Origin of the sequence: Mesorhizobium sp. AR07, from assembly GCF_024746815.1 — a bacterium.
Lineage (GTDB): Bacteria > Pseudomonadota > Alphaproteobacteria > Rhizobiales > Rhizobiaceae > Mesorhizobium.
The window spans coordinates 1,577,012-1,590,254 of record NZ_CP080525.1 but is presented as its reverse complement, the minus strand read 5'-3'; the positions used below and the strand labels follow the sequence as shown (position 1 = coordinate 1,590,254).

General features: G+C 62.5%; 17 protein-coding genes and 1 other RNA gene. 8 read left to right on the top strand and 10 right to left on the bottom strand.

The genetic code is table 11. The annotated features are described in order from the left end of the window. Positions 1-20: 20 nt before the first annotated feature. The gene (locus BPNPMPFG_RS08185; RefSeq protein ID WP_258594590.1) at positions 21-443 is read right to left on the bottom strand and encodes a MarR family winged helix-turn-helix transcriptional regulator; all 423 of its coding nucleotides are present in this window, start codon (positions 441-443) and stop codon (positions 21-23) included. 164 nt (positions 444-607) lie between these two features. Here BPNPMPFG_RS08185 and BPNPMPFG_RS08180 point away from each other — a divergent pair, with 164 nt between their 5' ends. Then, positions 608-2,410 (top strand): chloride channel protein, encoded by a 1,803-nt coding sequence (locus tag BPNPMPFG_RS08180; RefSeq protein WP_258594588.1) that lies wholly within the window; start codon positions 608-610, stop codon positions 2,408-2,410. A gap of 63 nt (positions 2,411-2,473) precedes the next feature. Here the strand turns inward: BPNPMPFG_RS08180 and BPNPMPFG_RS08175 are convergent, their stop codons facing one another. The 4 genes from BPNPMPFG_RS08175 to BPNPMPFG_RS08160 all read right to left on the bottom strand — a co-directional run bounded on the left by BPNPMPFG_RS08175 (position 2,474) and on the right by BPNPMPFG_RS08160 (position 4,350). Further along, complete coding sequence (locus BPNPMPFG_RS08175) at positions 2,474-2,695, bottom strand: ribbon-helix-helix domain-containing protein (protein ID WP_258594587.1); 222 nt, start codon at positions 2,693-2,695, stop codon at positions 2,474-2,476. Between the two features lie 46 nt (positions 2,696-2,741). After that, positions 2,742-2,987 (bottom strand): DUF4169 family protein, encoded by a 246-nt coding sequence (locus tag BPNPMPFG_RS08170; RefSeq protein WP_258594586.1) that lies wholly within the window; start codon positions 2,985-2,987, stop codon positions 2,742-2,744. A 15-nt stretch (positions 2,988-3,002) separates the two neighbouring features. Further along, a complete protein-coding gene (locus BPNPMPFG_RS08165) occupies positions 3,003-3,542 on the bottom strand; it encodes an SspB family protein (protein WP_258594585.1) in 540 nt (179 codons plus the stop codon). 118 nt (positions 3,543-3,660) lie between these two features. Beyond that, entirely contained in the window at positions 3,661-4,350 is a 690-nt protein-coding gene (locus BPNPMPFG_RS08160; protein ID WP_258594583.1) for a TetR/AcrR family transcriptional regulator, read from the bottom strand. Between the two features lie 184 nt (positions 4,351-4,534). Between BPNPMPFG_RS08160 and BPNPMPFG_RS08155 the strand changes: the two genes are divergently transcribed. Further along, complete coding sequence (locus BPNPMPFG_RS08155) at positions 4,535-5,740, top strand: multidrug effflux MFS transporter (protein ID WP_258594582.1); 1,206 nt, start codon at positions 4,535-4,537, stop codon at positions 5,738-5,740. A gap of 44 nt (positions 5,741-5,784) precedes the next feature. Here the strand turns inward: BPNPMPFG_RS08155 and BPNPMPFG_RS08150 are convergent, their stop codons facing one another. Next, the gene (locus BPNPMPFG_RS08150; protein WP_258594580.1) at positions 5,785-6,342 is read right to left on the bottom strand and encodes an AAA family ATPase; all 558 of its coding nucleotides are present in this window, start codon (positions 6,340-6,342) and stop codon (positions 5,785-5,787) included. 109 nt (positions 6,343-6,451) lie between these two features. Next, positions 6,452-6,811, bottom strand: a transfer-messenger RNA (tmRNA) gene (ssrA, locus tag BPNPMPFG_RS08145). 169 nt (positions 6,812-6,980) lie between these two features. Between ssrA and BPNPMPFG_RS08140 the strand changes: the two genes are divergently transcribed. Both BPNPMPFG_RS08140 and BPNPMPFG_RS08135 read left to right on the top strand, forming a co-directional pair. After that, complete coding sequence (locus BPNPMPFG_RS08140; RefSeq protein WP_258594578.1) at positions 6,981-7,292, top strand: DUF2853 family protein; 312 nt, start codon at positions 6,981-6,983, stop codon at positions 7,290-7,292. 366 nt (positions 7,293-7,658) lie between these two features. Next, a complete protein-coding gene (locus tag BPNPMPFG_RS08135; RefSeq protein WP_258594577.1) occupies positions 7,659-8,453 on the top strand; it encodes a thymidylate synthase in 795 nt (264 codons plus the stop codon). A 15-nt stretch (positions 8,454-8,468) separates the two neighbouring features. On the opposite strand, the gene tsaA is transcribed toward BPNPMPFG_RS08135, so the two are convergent. Both tsaA and BPNPMPFG_RS08125 read right to left on the bottom strand, forming a co-directional pair. Then, a complete protein-coding gene (tsaA, locus tag BPNPMPFG_RS08130) occupies positions 8,469-8,960 on the bottom strand; it encodes a tRNA (N6-threonylcarbamoyladenosine(37)-N6)-methyltransferase TrmO (protein ID WP_258594576.1) in 492 nt (163 codons plus the stop codon). Between the two features lie 15 nt (positions 8,961-8,975). Next, on the bottom strand, positions 8,976-9,185 hold the full coding sequence (locus tag BPNPMPFG_RS08125; protein WP_095202217.1) for a TOBE domain-containing protein: 210 nt from the start codon (positions 9,183-9,185) through the stop codon (positions 8,976-8,978). 172 nt (positions 9,186-9,357) lie between these two features. On the opposite strand from BPNPMPFG_RS08125, the gene modA reads away from it, so the two are divergent. From modA to BPNPMPFG_RS08105, 4 genes are all read left to right on the top strand, one after another. Next, positions 9,358-10,152 carry a molybdate ABC transporter substrate-binding protein gene (gene modA / locus BPNPMPFG_RS08120; protein WP_258594575.1) on the top strand — a complete coding sequence of 265 codons (795 nt, stop codon included), beginning with the start codon at positions 9,358-9,360 and terminating at the stop codon, positions 10,150-10,152. Between the two features lie 19 nt (positions 10,153-10,171). Next, positions 10,172-10,876, top strand: coding sequence for a molybdate ABC transporter permease subunit (gene modB / locus BPNPMPFG_RS08115; protein WP_258594574.1), 705 nt, complete (start codon positions 10,172-10,174; stop codon positions 10,874-10,876). After that, a complete protein-coding gene (modC, locus tag BPNPMPFG_RS08110) occupies positions 10,873-11,985 on the top strand; it encodes a molybdenum ABC transporter ATP-binding protein (RefSeq protein WP_258594573.1) in 1,113 nt (370 codons plus the stop codon). The genes modB and modC overlap by 4 nt, the downstream gene beginning before the upstream one ends. An 81-nt stretch (positions 11,986-12,066) precedes the next feature. Further along, complete coding sequence (locus tag BPNPMPFG_RS08105) at positions 12,067-12,408, top strand: winged helix-turn-helix domain-containing protein (protein ID WP_258594572.1); 342 nt, start codon at positions 12,067-12,069, stop codon at positions 12,406-12,408. 12 nt (positions 12,409-12,420) lie between these two features. On the opposite strand, the gene cobF is transcribed toward BPNPMPFG_RS08105, so the two are convergent. Then, the gene (cobF, locus tag BPNPMPFG_RS08100; RefSeq protein ID WP_258594571.1) at positions 12,421-13,194 is read right to left on the bottom strand and encodes a precorrin-6A synthase (deacetylating); all 774 of its coding nucleotides are present in this window, start codon (positions 13,192-13,194) and stop codon (positions 12,421-12,423) included. Positions 13,195-13,243: the final 49 nt, after the last annotated feature.

Sequence of the window (13,243 nt, the reverse complement as noted above, 5' to 3'; positions counted from 1 at the left end):
CCGCAAAGACGCCGGAGTGTTCACTCGCGAACGAGCAGGCGCTTCAGCATGGGTTCGATGCGTGACAGTTCGTCGAGATGCGCGGCCGACAGCTCGGCCAGACAATCGTCGGCGCGCTCGGTCAGCCGCAACAGCACGCGGCGGTGGTCGTCCTTGTCCTGATCCCTGGCGACCAGTCCTGCCTCGCAAAGACGGTTGACCAGCTCGACGGCGCTGTGATGGCGGATGCGCAGGCGCTCCGCCAGATCGCCGATCGTCACCGGTCCTCCGCCGGGAAAACCCTTGATGGCCAGAAGCGCCTGATGCTGGCGCGCGGTCAGGCCGGCGTCCTCAGCTTGCAACTGGCTGAATTCGAGGAAGCGACGGATCAGATAGCGGAACTCGGACAGGCGCTGGTAGTCGGCCTGCTTAATGGCGGGGCGTGGTTTCTTGGGCTGCGTCATACCCGACCTTTGTTCTATTTCGGCAAAAGCTCAAACGGTTTGGTGCAAAACCAGCTTGAATATTTATATCGTGTTACGATACATGCAGGCCGACAAAACCGGCGGGTCGCTTCGACCGTGCCGCATATCCGAGCTACGGCCCGCCGCAAGGAAGCAGAGTTGCCATGAAGACCCATCACCCCAATCCCGGCCACCTCAGGGATTTCACGACTGATGCTAGAGTGCTGCTCATTGCCGCTATCGCCGTGGTGGTGGCGACTGCGGGGCTTTTTGCTGGCATCGCACTGTTGAAACTGATCCGGCTTGCCACCAACATCGCCTATTTCGGACAGTTTTCGCTTGCCGACCTAAAACTGGAGGACACACCGCTCGGCTATGCCGCCGTCGTCATTCCGGTCATCGGCGCGTTGATCATCGGCTTGATGGCGCGCTTCGGCAGCGAGAAGATTCGCGGTCACGGCATTCCCGAGGCCATCGAGGCGATCCTGCTCGGGCGTTCGAAACTCGATGCCAAGGTTGCGATCCTGAAGCCGCTATCGTCGGCGATCTCGATCGGTTCCGGCGGACCGTTCGGTGCCGAAGGCCCGATCATCATGACGGGTGGTGCGATCGGCTCGCTGATCGCGCAGATGCTGCCGGTCAGCGACAATGAGCGCAAGACGCTGCTGGTGGCGGGTGCGGCAGCGGGCATGACCACGGTCTTCGGAACACCGATCGCGGCCATCATGCTGGCGGTCGAACTGCTGCTTTTCGAATGGACCCCCCGCAGCTTCATTCCGGTGGCGGTCGCGGCGATCATTGCCGAGGTCGAGCGCACCATGTTGCATCTGCCCGGACCGATCTTTCCGTTTCAGGGTGGCATGGAGGTGTCCTTTGTCGGCCTTGCCGGATGGGTCTCGATCGGTGTTGCGGCCGGCCTGTTGTCGGGGCTGCTGACGCAGATGGTCTATGCCTGCGAGGACGGCTTCCAGAAGCTGCCCATTCACTGGATGTGGTGGCCGATGATCGGCGGTCTGGTGGTCGGCATAGGCGGGCTGATCGAGCCGCGGGCGCTTGGCGTCGGCTATGACAACATCGCCGACATGCTGGATGGCCGAACGGTCGCCACAGCGGCACTGATCCTTTTGGTGGTGAAGGCCATCATCTGGTCGGTTGCGCTCGGCTCTGGAACATCAGGAGGCGTGCTGGCGCCGCTGCTGATCATGGGCGGGGCGATGGGAGCGGTGCTCGCCGGCGTTCTGCCAACTGCGGATCCGGGCTTCTGGGCGCTGCTAGCGATGGCCGCCACCATGGGCGGCACGATGCGGGCGCCGCTGACCGCCACCTTCTTTGCCGTCGAACTGACCGGCAACACGCATATGCTGGTGCCATTGATCGCAGCCTGCGCGGCGGCGCATGCCGTCACCGTGCTGTTGATGAAGCGTTCGATCCTGACCGAAAAGATCGCCAGACGAGGACATCATCTGGTTCGTGAATACCGCGTCGATCCCTTCGCCTTGACCAGGGTGCGCGAGGTGATGACGTCGGAGGTCGAAAGTGTGCCGGCGACGATGACGCTGCATGGCGCGGCGGCGTTCCTGACCGCGCCGGAAACGCGGCATCCGAGTTTTCCCGTGATGGACGAGAACGGACATGTGCTCGGTCTCATCGATCCGCCAGCGATCCTGCGCTGGAGACGCGCCGGCACGCACCGCACCACAACGCTTGGCGAACTGCTGGCCGGAAGCAAGGTCACGCTGGCCTATCCGGATGAGTATTTGGAGGGCCTCTCCGACAAGCTATTGATGGCGAATGTCTCCCATCTGCCGGTCGTCACCCGTGAAGACTTGCAACTGGTCGGCTATGTCGGCTGGAAGGATTTGATGCGCGTGCGGTCGAGGAAACAGGCCGAGGAGCGCGATCGCTCGACCCTGCTCGGCTTCGGCACCAGACGCAGGAAAAAGGCAGACGTGGTCGAGAGCCTCTAAAAGCAATTCCAGGGAAACCGTGTAACGGTTTTCCGTTCGGAATTGCGCAAAACAAAGATAGATTCAGCTGACGCCGCGCTTCGCCCAGTCCAGGACATGGAGTCTCAGCGCCGAGGACAGGTTGGTGTCGCGGGGGCGCGTCTCGTCGACTTCGGCGACAAGAGCGGCGAGCGTCAGCTTTCTGGTCGCCGCTATCGCGACGAGATCGTCGTAGAAGGGCTTTTCGAGCGAATAGCTGGTGCGGTGGCCGCGAATGGTCACCGAGCGCTTTTCGACCGCGCTCACGGGTGAGCGCTCATTTTGCTCTAAGCCTCGGATTCATCCGATTGCTCTAACCATCGGATTCATCCGAAAACCGCTGCGCACTTTTCGGTCCGATGCTCTGGCTGTCCTTGTCGCCAAAGGGTTCGCGGCGATGGCCGGCGACGAACCTTTCGCTGTTGTCCGCGGCCAGACGGTCGCGTTCCTTCTCGGCCTTGGAGCGGCCGTGCAAGGCACGGTTCTGGCTGGCGTCGCGCTCCTTCTCCAGCCTTGCCTTCTGCTTGCGGGCGTGGCGAAGGTTGACGATGTCGGCCATGGCGCGAACCGTGGGCTATTTCTTGCGGAAGGCGTCGAGCGAGACCACTTCGGCGCCCTTGGTGGCGGCGTCGGCCGCGGCGGGCTTCTTTTCCGGCTCGGCGGCGGCCTTCTTTTCGGCCTTCGGCTTTTTCTCCGAGACGATGGTCAGCGGCTCAGGCGTGGCTTGAGCGGCCGGTTCCTCGACGGCCGCACCGTCTGTCTTGACGTCGAATTCGAGTTCGAAATTGACCGACGGATCATAGAAGCCGCGCACGGCCGAAAACGGGATTTCGAGTTTCTCCGGCACATCGGAGAAGGAGAGACCAACCTCGAAGCCGGTATCGGTCACCTTGAGGTCCCAATACTGGAACTGGATGACGATGGTCATCTGCTCGGGATAACGCTCGCGCAGCCGCGACGAGACGCGCACACCCGGCGCGCCGGTCAGGAAGGTGATGAAGAAGTGGTGGTTGCCGGGGAGGCCGGTGCGCGCGACTTCGGCCAGGACCTTGCGCATGACGCCGCGCAACGCCTCCTGTGCCAGAATGTCGTAGCGGATGTGGTCGTCGGCCATGTGGCGGTCGGGTTCCGTTGAATCGTCCGCATAGCTGTAATGAAGCTTGAGGGCGGCGTAAACCGCATATAGATCACCGCCGCACCGAGGCGAGGACTATTGCCGACGATTTGATCGCTCAGGCGCTGGCGAGCGCGGTCTGCTTTTCCACGGAGGCAACGGACCGGCGCTTGCCGAAGGCACGCAGGAAGGTGCGCACGCCATTTGTCGCCGATTGCAACACTTCGTCCTCGCGCGGCGTGCCGCCAAGCATGAAGGTCGTCTGCAGCTCCGCATTGACGAGGCCGAGGAACTGGCGCGCCGCCACGTCGGGGTCCTCGATCGCGAGATAACCGCCATAGGCCAGCCGCGCGAAGCGGGCGGCGATTGCCGGCCATGTCCTGCCCGGTCCTTGTTCGCGCCACTCGGCAAACAGCTCGGGGTAGCGCTCGCCCTCGGTCTGGATCAGCTTGCGCAGGAATTTTCCGTCGCGGTTGCAGATACAGTTCTGGTTCAAGCGCACGGCAAAGCCGATCAGGTCCGCTTCGAGATCCCCTGGCTGATCGGGGAAGGTGGCAATCGTGGCGAAGATGCCGACATTGCAGCGCTCGGTCAGATCGCGCACCACGGCGACGAACAATTTCTCCTTGTCGCCATGATGATTGTAGATGGTCTGGCGCGAGACGCCCGCTTCGACGGCGATCAGGTCGATGTTGGCGCCGGCAAACCCTTCACGGCAGAACACCGCGGCGGCTGAGTCGACGATCGACAGGCGCTTGGCCTCATGGCCGCGTGGCGGGAAAGTGTCAGGAGAAACGTGCAGCTTCATAAAAATCTATATAGAGGTGATTGACGAATTAGACAAGCCTGTCTAAATTTGTGGACATAACTTGAAGAGATTTCGCGCCGGAGAGACGAAAAATCGTCCTGGGAAGTCGGAATTTCAAGGGATGGAACGTCCTTGGGTTACCCGCCGGCCGCGGCGGCAACCAGATTCGAAAGAAGCCTTTATCATGAGTCCCAAATTCCTCCGCATCGCGGTCGTGCTCGGCCTGTTGTCCGCCATCGGCCCGTTCGCCATCGACATGTATCTGCCCGCGCTGCCGTCGATCGGCGCGGATCTGCACGCCGGCACCGCTGCCGTGCAGATGAGCCTGCTGATCTTCTTCCTGTCGATGGGTTTTGGCCAGATCGTCGTCGGACCGATCTCCGACATGGTCGGCCGCAAGCTGCCGCTCTATGGCGGCCTTGCGCTGTTCATGGTTGGGGGCATCGGTTCGGCCATGGCGCCGACGATCGAATGGCTGATCGCCTTCCGCTTCCTGCAGGGCCTCGGCGCCAGCGCCGGCATGGCGGTGCCGCGCGCCATCGTGCGCGACCTGCACACCGGCACTGAAGCCGCCAAGCTGATGTCCTTGCTGATGCTGGTGTTTTCGGTGTCGCCGATCCTGGCGCCGCTGACCGGCAGCGTGATCATCGAGAATTTCGGCTGGCGCGCTGTGTTCTGGACGGTGACCGGTGCCGCACTGCTGGCGACCATCCTTCTGGCGACCTCGCTCAAGGAGACGCGGCCGGTGGAAGACCGCGCCGGCTCCTCCTTCGGCACCGCGCTCACCGCCTATCGCTTCCTGATGGGTGACCGCAACTTCCTCGGCCTGACGGCGATCGCCGGCTTCGGCATTGCCAGCTTCTTCGTCTATCTGTCGAGCTCGTCGTTCATCCTGATCGACCATTACGGGCTGTCGCCATCGGTCTACAGCGTGTTCTTCTCGATCAACGCGGTCGCCTTCATCGGCATGTCGCAGCTGACCGGACTGCTGTCCGAGCGGTTCGGGCTGCGGCGCGTGGTGCGCGTCGCGGTGACCGGCTATGCGACGACGATGGTGGTGCTGTTCGCGGTGATGGCGACAGGCATCGACCGCCTCGACGTGATGGCTGCACTGCTGTTCGTCGGCTACGGCTTCCTTGGCCTGGTCATCCCGACCACCTCGGTGCTAGCCATGGAAGAGCATGGCGAGATCGCCGGCACGGCTTCCGCGCTGATGGGCACGCTGCACTTCGGCATCGGTGCGCTCGCCATGGGCGTCGCCGGCGTGTTCTTCGACGGCACGCCGCTGCCGATGGTGGCCGGCATCACGCTGTGCGCGGTGATCTCGTTCACGCTGGCCAGGTTCACGCTTGGCCGTGCACGCGAAGCCGTCGAGGCACCGGCGGAATAAGCAAACAAAATCAAGGAAAAGGCCGGGGTCGCCCCGGCCTTTTTTCATGTCCGGCTCAATCCGGTTTCGGTCAGCACAAAACGCAGCCGCGCTTCGACCGGCGTCAGAGGCAGCGGGATCAGTTCATAGCCCAGTTCCGCGTACGTATTGACGAGCGCATGGTAGGTGCGCTGGGCCTCGTCGAGTGTCTGCTTTCTTTCGGCATCCTGCGTGAAGATGTCAGGCCATGGCGGGGCAATAAAGACGCGGCTGGCATAGCGGAAGCGTTTGGCGGCATGCATGACGTGCTCGGGAACCGGCAGGCCGGTCAGGTGCAAGTAACCAAGCGTGTCCGGCACGCCGCGATCGAAGAAGACGGGACCTGTCCGTTCTCGCGCTGCCTGATGCGAGCGCATCTCCCACGAGAGCATCAGTTCGGCGAACAGCGCGCGATCACGCCAGGGCAGGGCGGGTCCGCCTATATCGGACTGGTCACGGATGATGCCGCGCCCGGCTTCGACCGAGGTGGCAAAGCCAGCCCGGCAAAGGGCTTCGATCAAGGTGGTCTTGCCGGAGCCCGGACCGCCGGTCAGCACGAAGAACCGATCGGAATCGTTTTGCATCTTTTGTCCATGGAGAGGGGGCACGCAGGGCGGCTGCCTCGGGGCCCACAGGCTGCACGAAGGTCGGCCGACGGAAGTTGCCGTTGTGCGTGTAATAAGGAGGGGGAGAAGTGGAGGTTTCTGTTGCCAGGTACCTCCGAACCCCGCCTAGAAGTGCGAACCTCTAGGGCTTGAATTGAAGCTATCGCACCGCTTACGCGGCGAGACGTGCTTCCGCATAGTTGTCATTTGCAACTACAGGTTTAGCCCGATGACGGTGGTACCATGCCGGGCAAAAGTACGATCTTTACACCTTCGTCGATCCTATTTCGCCCCCAGCAAAAGCCGCTCTGTTCACAAGAGCGGTTTTTGGTGGAGGCGCCGGGTACCGCCCCCGGGTCCGAACGGCTTATTTCATCGCCCATTTATCGCCATAGTCGGTCAAGCCGACAAACCGAATATAGGGGCTGATCGCCGGAAATGAAAGGCCGCAATGGCACTTTGTCCCCGCGTCAAAACCGCATCGCCAAGGGTTGACTTGGGCGCGGTCTCAACCGAAGCTTTGCAGCGGTGAGGAGTTACCGACCTAGCGCACAGGTTGCAGCAGCGCGCCACAGCCCTCATCGATCGGATCCGTGGCGCCGACGAGGGGAATTTTAATGGCCGACTATCTTGCAGACGTGAAGAAGTACGACGCCGCGGCAAGCGCCGACGTGGTCGACAAGATCGTGAAGCATCTGGGCATCGCGCTCAGGAACCGCGATTCCTCGCTGGTGTCCTGCACCGACCCGAAGGAACTCGACCGCGTCAAGGCGGGCTGGGTATCGAAGAAGCTCGGCATCACTGACGACAAGAAGGCCGACGCATCGATCGAGAAGGTCTGCAAGGCGATGGCCGCCGATCACAGCAAGAACCGCGTGACTTTCTACTATCTTGTCGCCAAGGATCTGGGCAAGCTCGGCTCCCTCTGACGATAGCGCGCGACTTGCGGAGGTAGGCGCGGCAGGGCAATCGTTTCAGGTTTGAATTTGCAGTTTTCCGGGCGCTAGCGCTGCCCCTCATCTGGCTGCCGCCATCTTCTCCCCGTATAGTGACGGGGAGAAGGACGCTGTCATTGATGGTTTCGCCAATCACCAGCGTTACAGGAAGAGCGTCGGCATTGGGGCCAGCCTCTTTCTCCCCGTCACTATACGGGGAGAAATGCCCGGCAGGGCAATGAGGGGCGGCGCAAACGTCCGGAGAGAGTGGTGGGAACGGCAACGCCTGCGCCGTTTTGCTGTGTTCGGCCATCTGTCTGGCCGCTATAATGGTCGCACAACCGAATCGAGCCGGAACCGATGCGCCAGTATCTCGACCTCTTGCAGCATGTGCTGGACAATGGTGCCGATCGCGGCGACCGCACCGGCACCGGCACGCGCTCCGTCTTCGGCTACCAGATGCGTTTCGATCTGGCGCGCGGCTTTCCCGTCACCACCACCAAGAAGCTGCATCTCAAGTCGATCATCCATGAATTGCTGTGGTTCCTGGCCGGCGACACCAACACTCGATATCTCAACGACCATGGCGTTTCGATCTGGGACGAATGGGCCGACGAGAATGGTGATCTCGGTCCGGTCTACGGCAAGCAGTGGCGCTCCTGGCCGGACGGCCATGGCGGCTCGATCGACCAGATTGCAAACCTTCTGAAGGAGATACGCCGCAATCCTCAATCGCGCCGGTTGATCGTTTCGGCGTGGAACCCAGCCGAGGTGGAAGCCATGGCATTGCCGCCATGCCACTGCCTGTTCCAGTTCTATGTTTCGGAAGGCCGGCTTTCCTGCCAGCTCTACCAGCGCTCCGCGGACATCTTTCTCGGCGTGCCGTTCAACATCGCTTCCTACGCGCTGTTGACGCTGATGGTGGCGCAGGTGACCGGGCTGAAGCCAGGCGATTTCGTCCACACGCTGGGTGACGCGCATCTTTACTCGAACCATTTCGAACAAGCGCGCGAACAGCTGCGGCGTACGCCAAGAGCGCTGCCGACGATGTGGATCAATCCGGAGGTGAAGGATTTGTTCGCCTTCCGCTTCGAGGATTTTCGGTTGGAAAACTACGTCGCCGACGCGTCGATCAAGGCGCCGATCGCGGTCTGAGCCGCGAACCGGGCTTTATCCCACCTCGAAATCGCCAGCCTGGGGCGGAGCGATCGGTTTGAACAGCGCGCGGTCCGGTTTGAGATCGAGCAGCGGCGTGCCGTCGACACAATCCATACCGCGCACCAGCAACGTCGATCCCTCGATGCCGACAAGGCTGGCGATCGAGGTGCCGATCGGGTTGGGCCGCACCGGCGAGCGCAGGGAAAATGTGCCGCGCGAGGTGCCGTCGCTGGCCGGGCTCTGTCTGACGAGGTCGCGCCGCGACAGATGCAGCCAGTAGAGCACTTCCAGCAGCTCGAACTTTTCGATGCCGTCCAGTGCTTGCCGCCAGGGATCGAAGATTTCGATGCGGCATACCGGGCCGTCCTCGCGGCCCTGACGCGGCGTGACTAGGCGCGAGGCCCACGGCGTGCGGATGACGCCGATGAACACCAGGCCGGCATCGGTCGCCGGCGGGGCCTCGATGGCGACCTCGCTCGGCCTGATCTCGTTTTCGCGAACCATGGGGCCGCCGCGCTTTTAGTCGATGCCGACCATTACGTCCGAAGCCTTGACCACGGCATAGGCCTGCTTGCCCTTTTCGAGCTTGAGATCGGCGACGGCCTCGTTGGTGATCGAGGCGGTGACGATGGCGCCGCCACCGATGTCGATCCTGACATGCGAGGTGGTGGCTCCCTTGACGATCTCGGTGATCGTTCCCTTGAGGATGTTGCGGGCACTGATCTTCATCGGAGTTCCTTTCGAGGTTTGTGCGCACGTCTTATCAGAACAGCCATGCAGTGCCACTCACAAGAGCAGATGAAATGTTTCAACAGGCGGCGGGCCTTCCCTTGTTATGTTCATCCGGATATATCGGTTTGCAGGCTTTGGGCCGCACGGATTTCAAACTAGGGAGAGTTTCATGATCGGCAGGGGTTTTGGATTGAAGGCATTCGCCATCGGCGGATTGACGGCGATGCTCATGGCCGCCGTGCCCGCAGCGCATGCCGACGACAAGCTGACCGTATTTGCCGCCGCCAGCCTCAAGGACGCGCTCGATGCGGTCAACAAGGCATGCGAGAAGAAGGTTGGTGAAGCCGCAACCATTTCCTATGCGGCGAGCTCGGCGCTTGCCAAGCAGATCGAAGGCGGCGCGCCGGCCGATGTCTTCGTCTCGGCCGATCTCGACTGGATGAAGTATCTCTCGGACAAGAAGCTGACCAAGCCGGAGACCGAAGTGCAGCTGCTCGGCAATCAGATCGTGCTGGTGGCGCCGAAGGATTCGAAGGTCAAGACCAAGATCGAGAAGGGCTTCGACCTAGCCAAGCTGCTTGGCGACGGCAAACTCGCCATGGGCGATTTCAAGGCCGTGCCAGCCGGCAAGTACGGCAAGGCAGCGCTCGAATCGCTGGGTGTCTGGTCGTCGGTGGAGGGCAAGGTCGCGCAGGCTGAAAACGTTCGCGCTGCGCTGAAGCTGGTGTCGACCGGCGAAGCCCCGCTCGGCATTGTCTACGCCACCGACGCGAAGGCCGATAAGACCGTCAAGGTGGTCGGCACCTTCCCCGAGGATTCGCACCCGCCGATCATCTATCCGATTGCGCAGACCGCGGATTCGAAGGACAAGGATACGCCTGCCTTCCTGAAGTGCGTGGAGTCTTCGGCTGCCGCGAAGATCTTCAAGGAACAGGGTTTTACGGTACTCAAAAAGAGCAAATAAGAAGTCCTGACATAGCGATATGAACTGGCTGCTGGACCTCACTCCCGACGAATGGAATGCGGTCCGGCTGTCGATCAAGGTGGCAACGGTGGCGATGCTCGCCAGCCTGCCGCCTGGCATACTGATCGCGCTGCTGCTTGCCCGAGGACAATTCTGGGGCAAGACGCTGCTCAACGGCCTGGTGCATCTGCCGCTGATCCTGCCGCCTGTGGTGACGGGCTATCTGCTGCTGCTCACCTTCGGCAAGCGTGGCCCGGCCGGCGCCTTCCTGGCCGAGCATTTCGGCATTGTTTTCTCGTTCCGATGGACGGGCGCGGCACTGGCCTGCGGTGTCATGGGCTTTCCGCTGATGGTGAGGGCGATCCGTCTGTCGATCGAGGCTGTGGACCGCAAGATGGAGGCGGCGGCGGGAACGCTCGGCGCCAATCCTCTTTGGGTGTTCGCCACCATCACGCTGCCGCTGATCCTGCCCGGGCTGATCGCCGGGGCGATCCTGTCCTTTGCCAAGGCGATGGGCGAGTTCGGGGCGACGATCACCTTCGTTTCCAACATCCCGAACGAGACGCAGACGCTGCCGTCGGCGATCTATACCTTCACGCAAATGCCGGGCGGTGATGAAGGCGCGCTCAGGCTGACGCTGATCTCGATCATCATCTCGATGGCGGCGCTGGTCGCCTCGGAAGTCCTGGCGCGGCGCGTTGGCCGGCGGATGGACATCGAATGACGGTTCTCGTCGACATCAGCCATCGGCTCGGTGATTTCGCCATCGACGTCCGCTTCGAGAGCGCTGGGCGGTTGACGGCGCTGTTCGGGCCCTCTGGTTCCGGCAAGACGACGCTGATCAACATGATCGCGGGCCTGATCCGGCCCGACAAGGGGCACATCGAGGTCGATGGCCGCGTGCTGGTCGATACGGCCGCGGGCGTTTTCGTGCCGAAGCACAAGCGCCGCATCGGCATGGTGTTCCAGGATGCGCGCCTGTTTCCGCATATGAGCGTGGCCAGAAATCTGCGCTATGGCCGCTGGTTCACGCCGGCAACGGAGCGCTACGCGGAGATGGATACCGTTGTCGAATTGCTCGGCATCGGCCCGCTGCTGGACAGGCGACCGGCAAAGCTCTCGGGTGGCGAGAAGCAGCGCGTGGCGATCGGCCGGGCGTTGCTGGCCAGCCCCAGATTGCTGCTCATGGACGAACCGCTGGCCTCGCTCGACGAGGCGCGCAAGGCCGAGATTCTGCCCTATGTCGAACGGCTGCGCGACGAGATGAAAATCCCGATCGTCTATGTCAGCCACTCGGTTGCCGAGGTGGCACGGCTGGCCAGCGACGTGGTGATGCTGGCGCAAGGCCATGTCATCGCCAGCGGCTCGACCGCAGCGGTGATGCAGAGGCTCGACCTGCTGCCGGCGGAGGAGCGCGGCGAGGGCGGCGCCTTGCTGGACACCAAGGTGCTGCGCCATGACGAGACTTTCGGCATGACCGTGCTCGGTTCGGCCGCAGGCGAGATCCGGGTGCCATGGCTGGCGATGAAGACAGGAGCGCGGGTGCGCGTCCGCATCCGCGCCCGCGATGTGATGATCGCGACGGAGAAACCGACAGGCCTCAGCGCGCTCAACATTCTGCCGGGCACGATTGTCGCGATTGACCCGGGCGAGGGCGCGACAGTCGAGGTCGGCATCGACTGCAACGGCGCAACCGTGCTTGCCCGCATCACGGAGCAGTCGCGGCAGACGCTGAAGCTTCAGCTCGGCGGCACGGTTTTCGCGGTGGTCAAGACGGTGAGCTTCGACCGGGCAAACACCGGCGCTGGCCCGTCTACCGAGGCGGATGGATGACCATCGCTATGTTTTTTTGGAATAGCGGTATCGCTGAAGAGCTTCTAAGATGGGATCGGTCGTGATCGCGGAGGACAAAGAATGCCGTCGCTGAGCTTGCGGATAAATCTCGATCCCGACGGGCGAATCGGACCGGGCAAGATCGAGCTTCTGGAGCAGATCGCCACCTTTGGCTCGATCTCGGCCGCCGCGCGCGGCATGGAAATGTCCTACAAACACGCCTGGGACCTGGTCGAGGACATGAACCGGGTGTTCGGCAAGCCACTGGTCGCGGCACAGACCGGTGGCCGCAAGGGCGGCGGCGCGCAACTGACGACGGTCGGCCTCGCGGTGGTCAGCCGCTTCCGCGCCATCGAGCGGGCGGCGGCGGCGGCGGCGGCGACGCATATGGAGGCGTTACAGGCTGAAATCGATGCCGGATGAGAGGGGCCAGCTCTATTCTTCCGGCTCGCCGGGTTTGCGCAGCAGATAGGTATCCATGATCCAGCCTTTCCTCCTGCGGGCTTCTTCGCGAACTTTTTCGATCTCCGCGCCGACATCACTGACCCGGCCCGAGAGAATAATCTCGTCCGGCGTGCCGAGATAGGCGCCCCAATGGATGACGACATCCTTGTTGGCCAGCGTGTTGAAGGCGCATTTGCCGTCGAGCATGACGACGGTGCTGCCGGCATTGTCGGCCAGGCCTTCGTCGGTGAGGCGGCGGCCGGTGGTGATCAGGATGGAATCGCCAATGCGGTTCAGCGCCATCTTGTGGCTGGCGGCAAGCGCCTGGACAGCGGTGATGCCTGGAATGACCTCCAGCTCGAAGGCGACATTGCCTCTCAGGCGCACGCGCTCGAGGATGCGCAATGCGCTGTCGTAGAGCGAAGGATCGCCCCAGATCAGGAAGGCGCCGCAGCCATCCTCTGAAATCTCGTTGCGGACAAGGTCTTCGTAAATGGCGGCGATGGCCTCGTGCCAGTCGTCGACGGTCGGGCGGTAGGAGGGCGCCGGCTCGGCGCGCACCGGCACGTCGAATTCGACGCGGCGCGACTTCGGATTGATGACGAAGCGGTCGCAGATCTGGCGGCGCAGGTCGGCAAGGTCGTTCTTTTTCTCCCCCTTGTCGGGAATGAACAGCACGTCGGCCCGGTTCAGGCCTGATATGGCCTGCACGGTCATATGGTCGGGATTGCCGGCGCCGATGCCGATGACGAGAAGCTTGCGCATGGGGCGAACTCCTGCCCGATCGGAACCTGTTAGTCCAGACCGCTCGGAC

What these genes read in the sequence shown, in the direction of transcription:
- modA (WP_258594575.1), top strand. Translation starts at nt 9,358, where the DNA reads ATGATCGGCAGGGGTTTTGGATTGAAGGCATTCGCCATCGGCGGATTG.
- modC (WP_258594573.1), top strand. Translation starts at nt 10,873, where the DNA reads ATGACGGTTCTCGTCGACATCAGCCATCGGCTCGGTGATTTCGCCATC.
- BPNPMPFG_RS08160 (WP_258594583.1), bottom strand. Translation starts at nt 4,350, where the DNA reads ATGAAGCTGCACGTTTCTCCTGACACTTTCCCGCCACGCGGCCATGAG.
- BPNPMPFG_RS08135 (WP_258594577.1), top strand. Translation starts at nt 7,659, where the DNA reads ATGCGCCAGTATCTCGACCTCTTGCAGCATGTGCTGGACAATGGTGCC.
- BPNPMPFG_RS08150 (WP_258594580.1), bottom strand. Translation starts at nt 6,342, where the DNA reads ATGCAAAACGATTCCGATCGGTTCTTCGTGCTGACCGGCGGTCCGGGC.
- BPNPMPFG_RS08180 (WP_258594588.1), top strand. Translation starts at nt 608, where the DNA reads ATGAAGACCCATCACCCCAATCCCGGCCACCTCAGGGATTTCACGACT.
- BPNPMPFG_RS08105 (WP_258594572.1), top strand. Translation starts at nt 12,067, where the DNA reads ATGCCGTCGCTGAGCTTGCGGATAAATCTCGATCCCGACGGGCGAATC.
- BPNPMPFG_RS08140 (WP_258594578.1), top strand. Translation starts at nt 6,981, where the DNA reads ATGGCCGACTATCTTGCAGACGTGAAGAAGTACGACGCCGCGGCAAGC.
- tsaA (WP_258594576.1), bottom strand. Translation starts at nt 8,960, where the DNA reads ATGGTTCGCGAAAACGAGATCAGGCCGAGCGAGGTCGCCATCGAGGCC.
- BPNPMPFG_RS08185 (WP_258594590.1), bottom strand. Translation starts at nt 443, where the DNA reads ATGACGCAGCCCAAGAAACCACGCCCCGCCATTAAGCAGGCCGACTAC.
- modB (WP_258594574.1), top strand. Translation starts at nt 10,172, where the DNA reads ATGAACTGGCTGCTGGACCTCACTCCCGACGAATGGAATGCGGTCCGG.
- BPNPMPFG_RS08125 (WP_095202217.1), bottom strand. Translation starts at nt 9,185, where the DNA reads ATGAAGATCAGTGCCCGCAACATCCTCAAGGGAACGATCACCGAGATC.
- BPNPMPFG_RS08165 (WP_258594585.1), bottom strand. Translation starts at nt 3,542, where the DNA reads ATGGCCGACGACCACATCCGCTACGACATTCTGGCACAGGAGGCGTTG.
- BPNPMPFG_RS08170 (WP_258594586.1), bottom strand. Translation starts at nt 2,987, where the DNA reads ATGGCCGACATCGTCAACCTTCGCCACGCCCGCAAGCAGAAGGCAAGG.
- cobF (WP_258594571.1), bottom strand. Translation starts at nt 13,194, where the DNA reads ATGCGCAAGCTTCTCGTCATCGGCATCGGCGCCGGCAATCCCGACCAT.
- BPNPMPFG_RS08155 (WP_258594582.1), top strand. Translation starts at nt 4,535, where the DNA reads ATGAGTCCCAAATTCCTCCGCATCGCGGTCGTGCTCGGCCTGTTGTCC.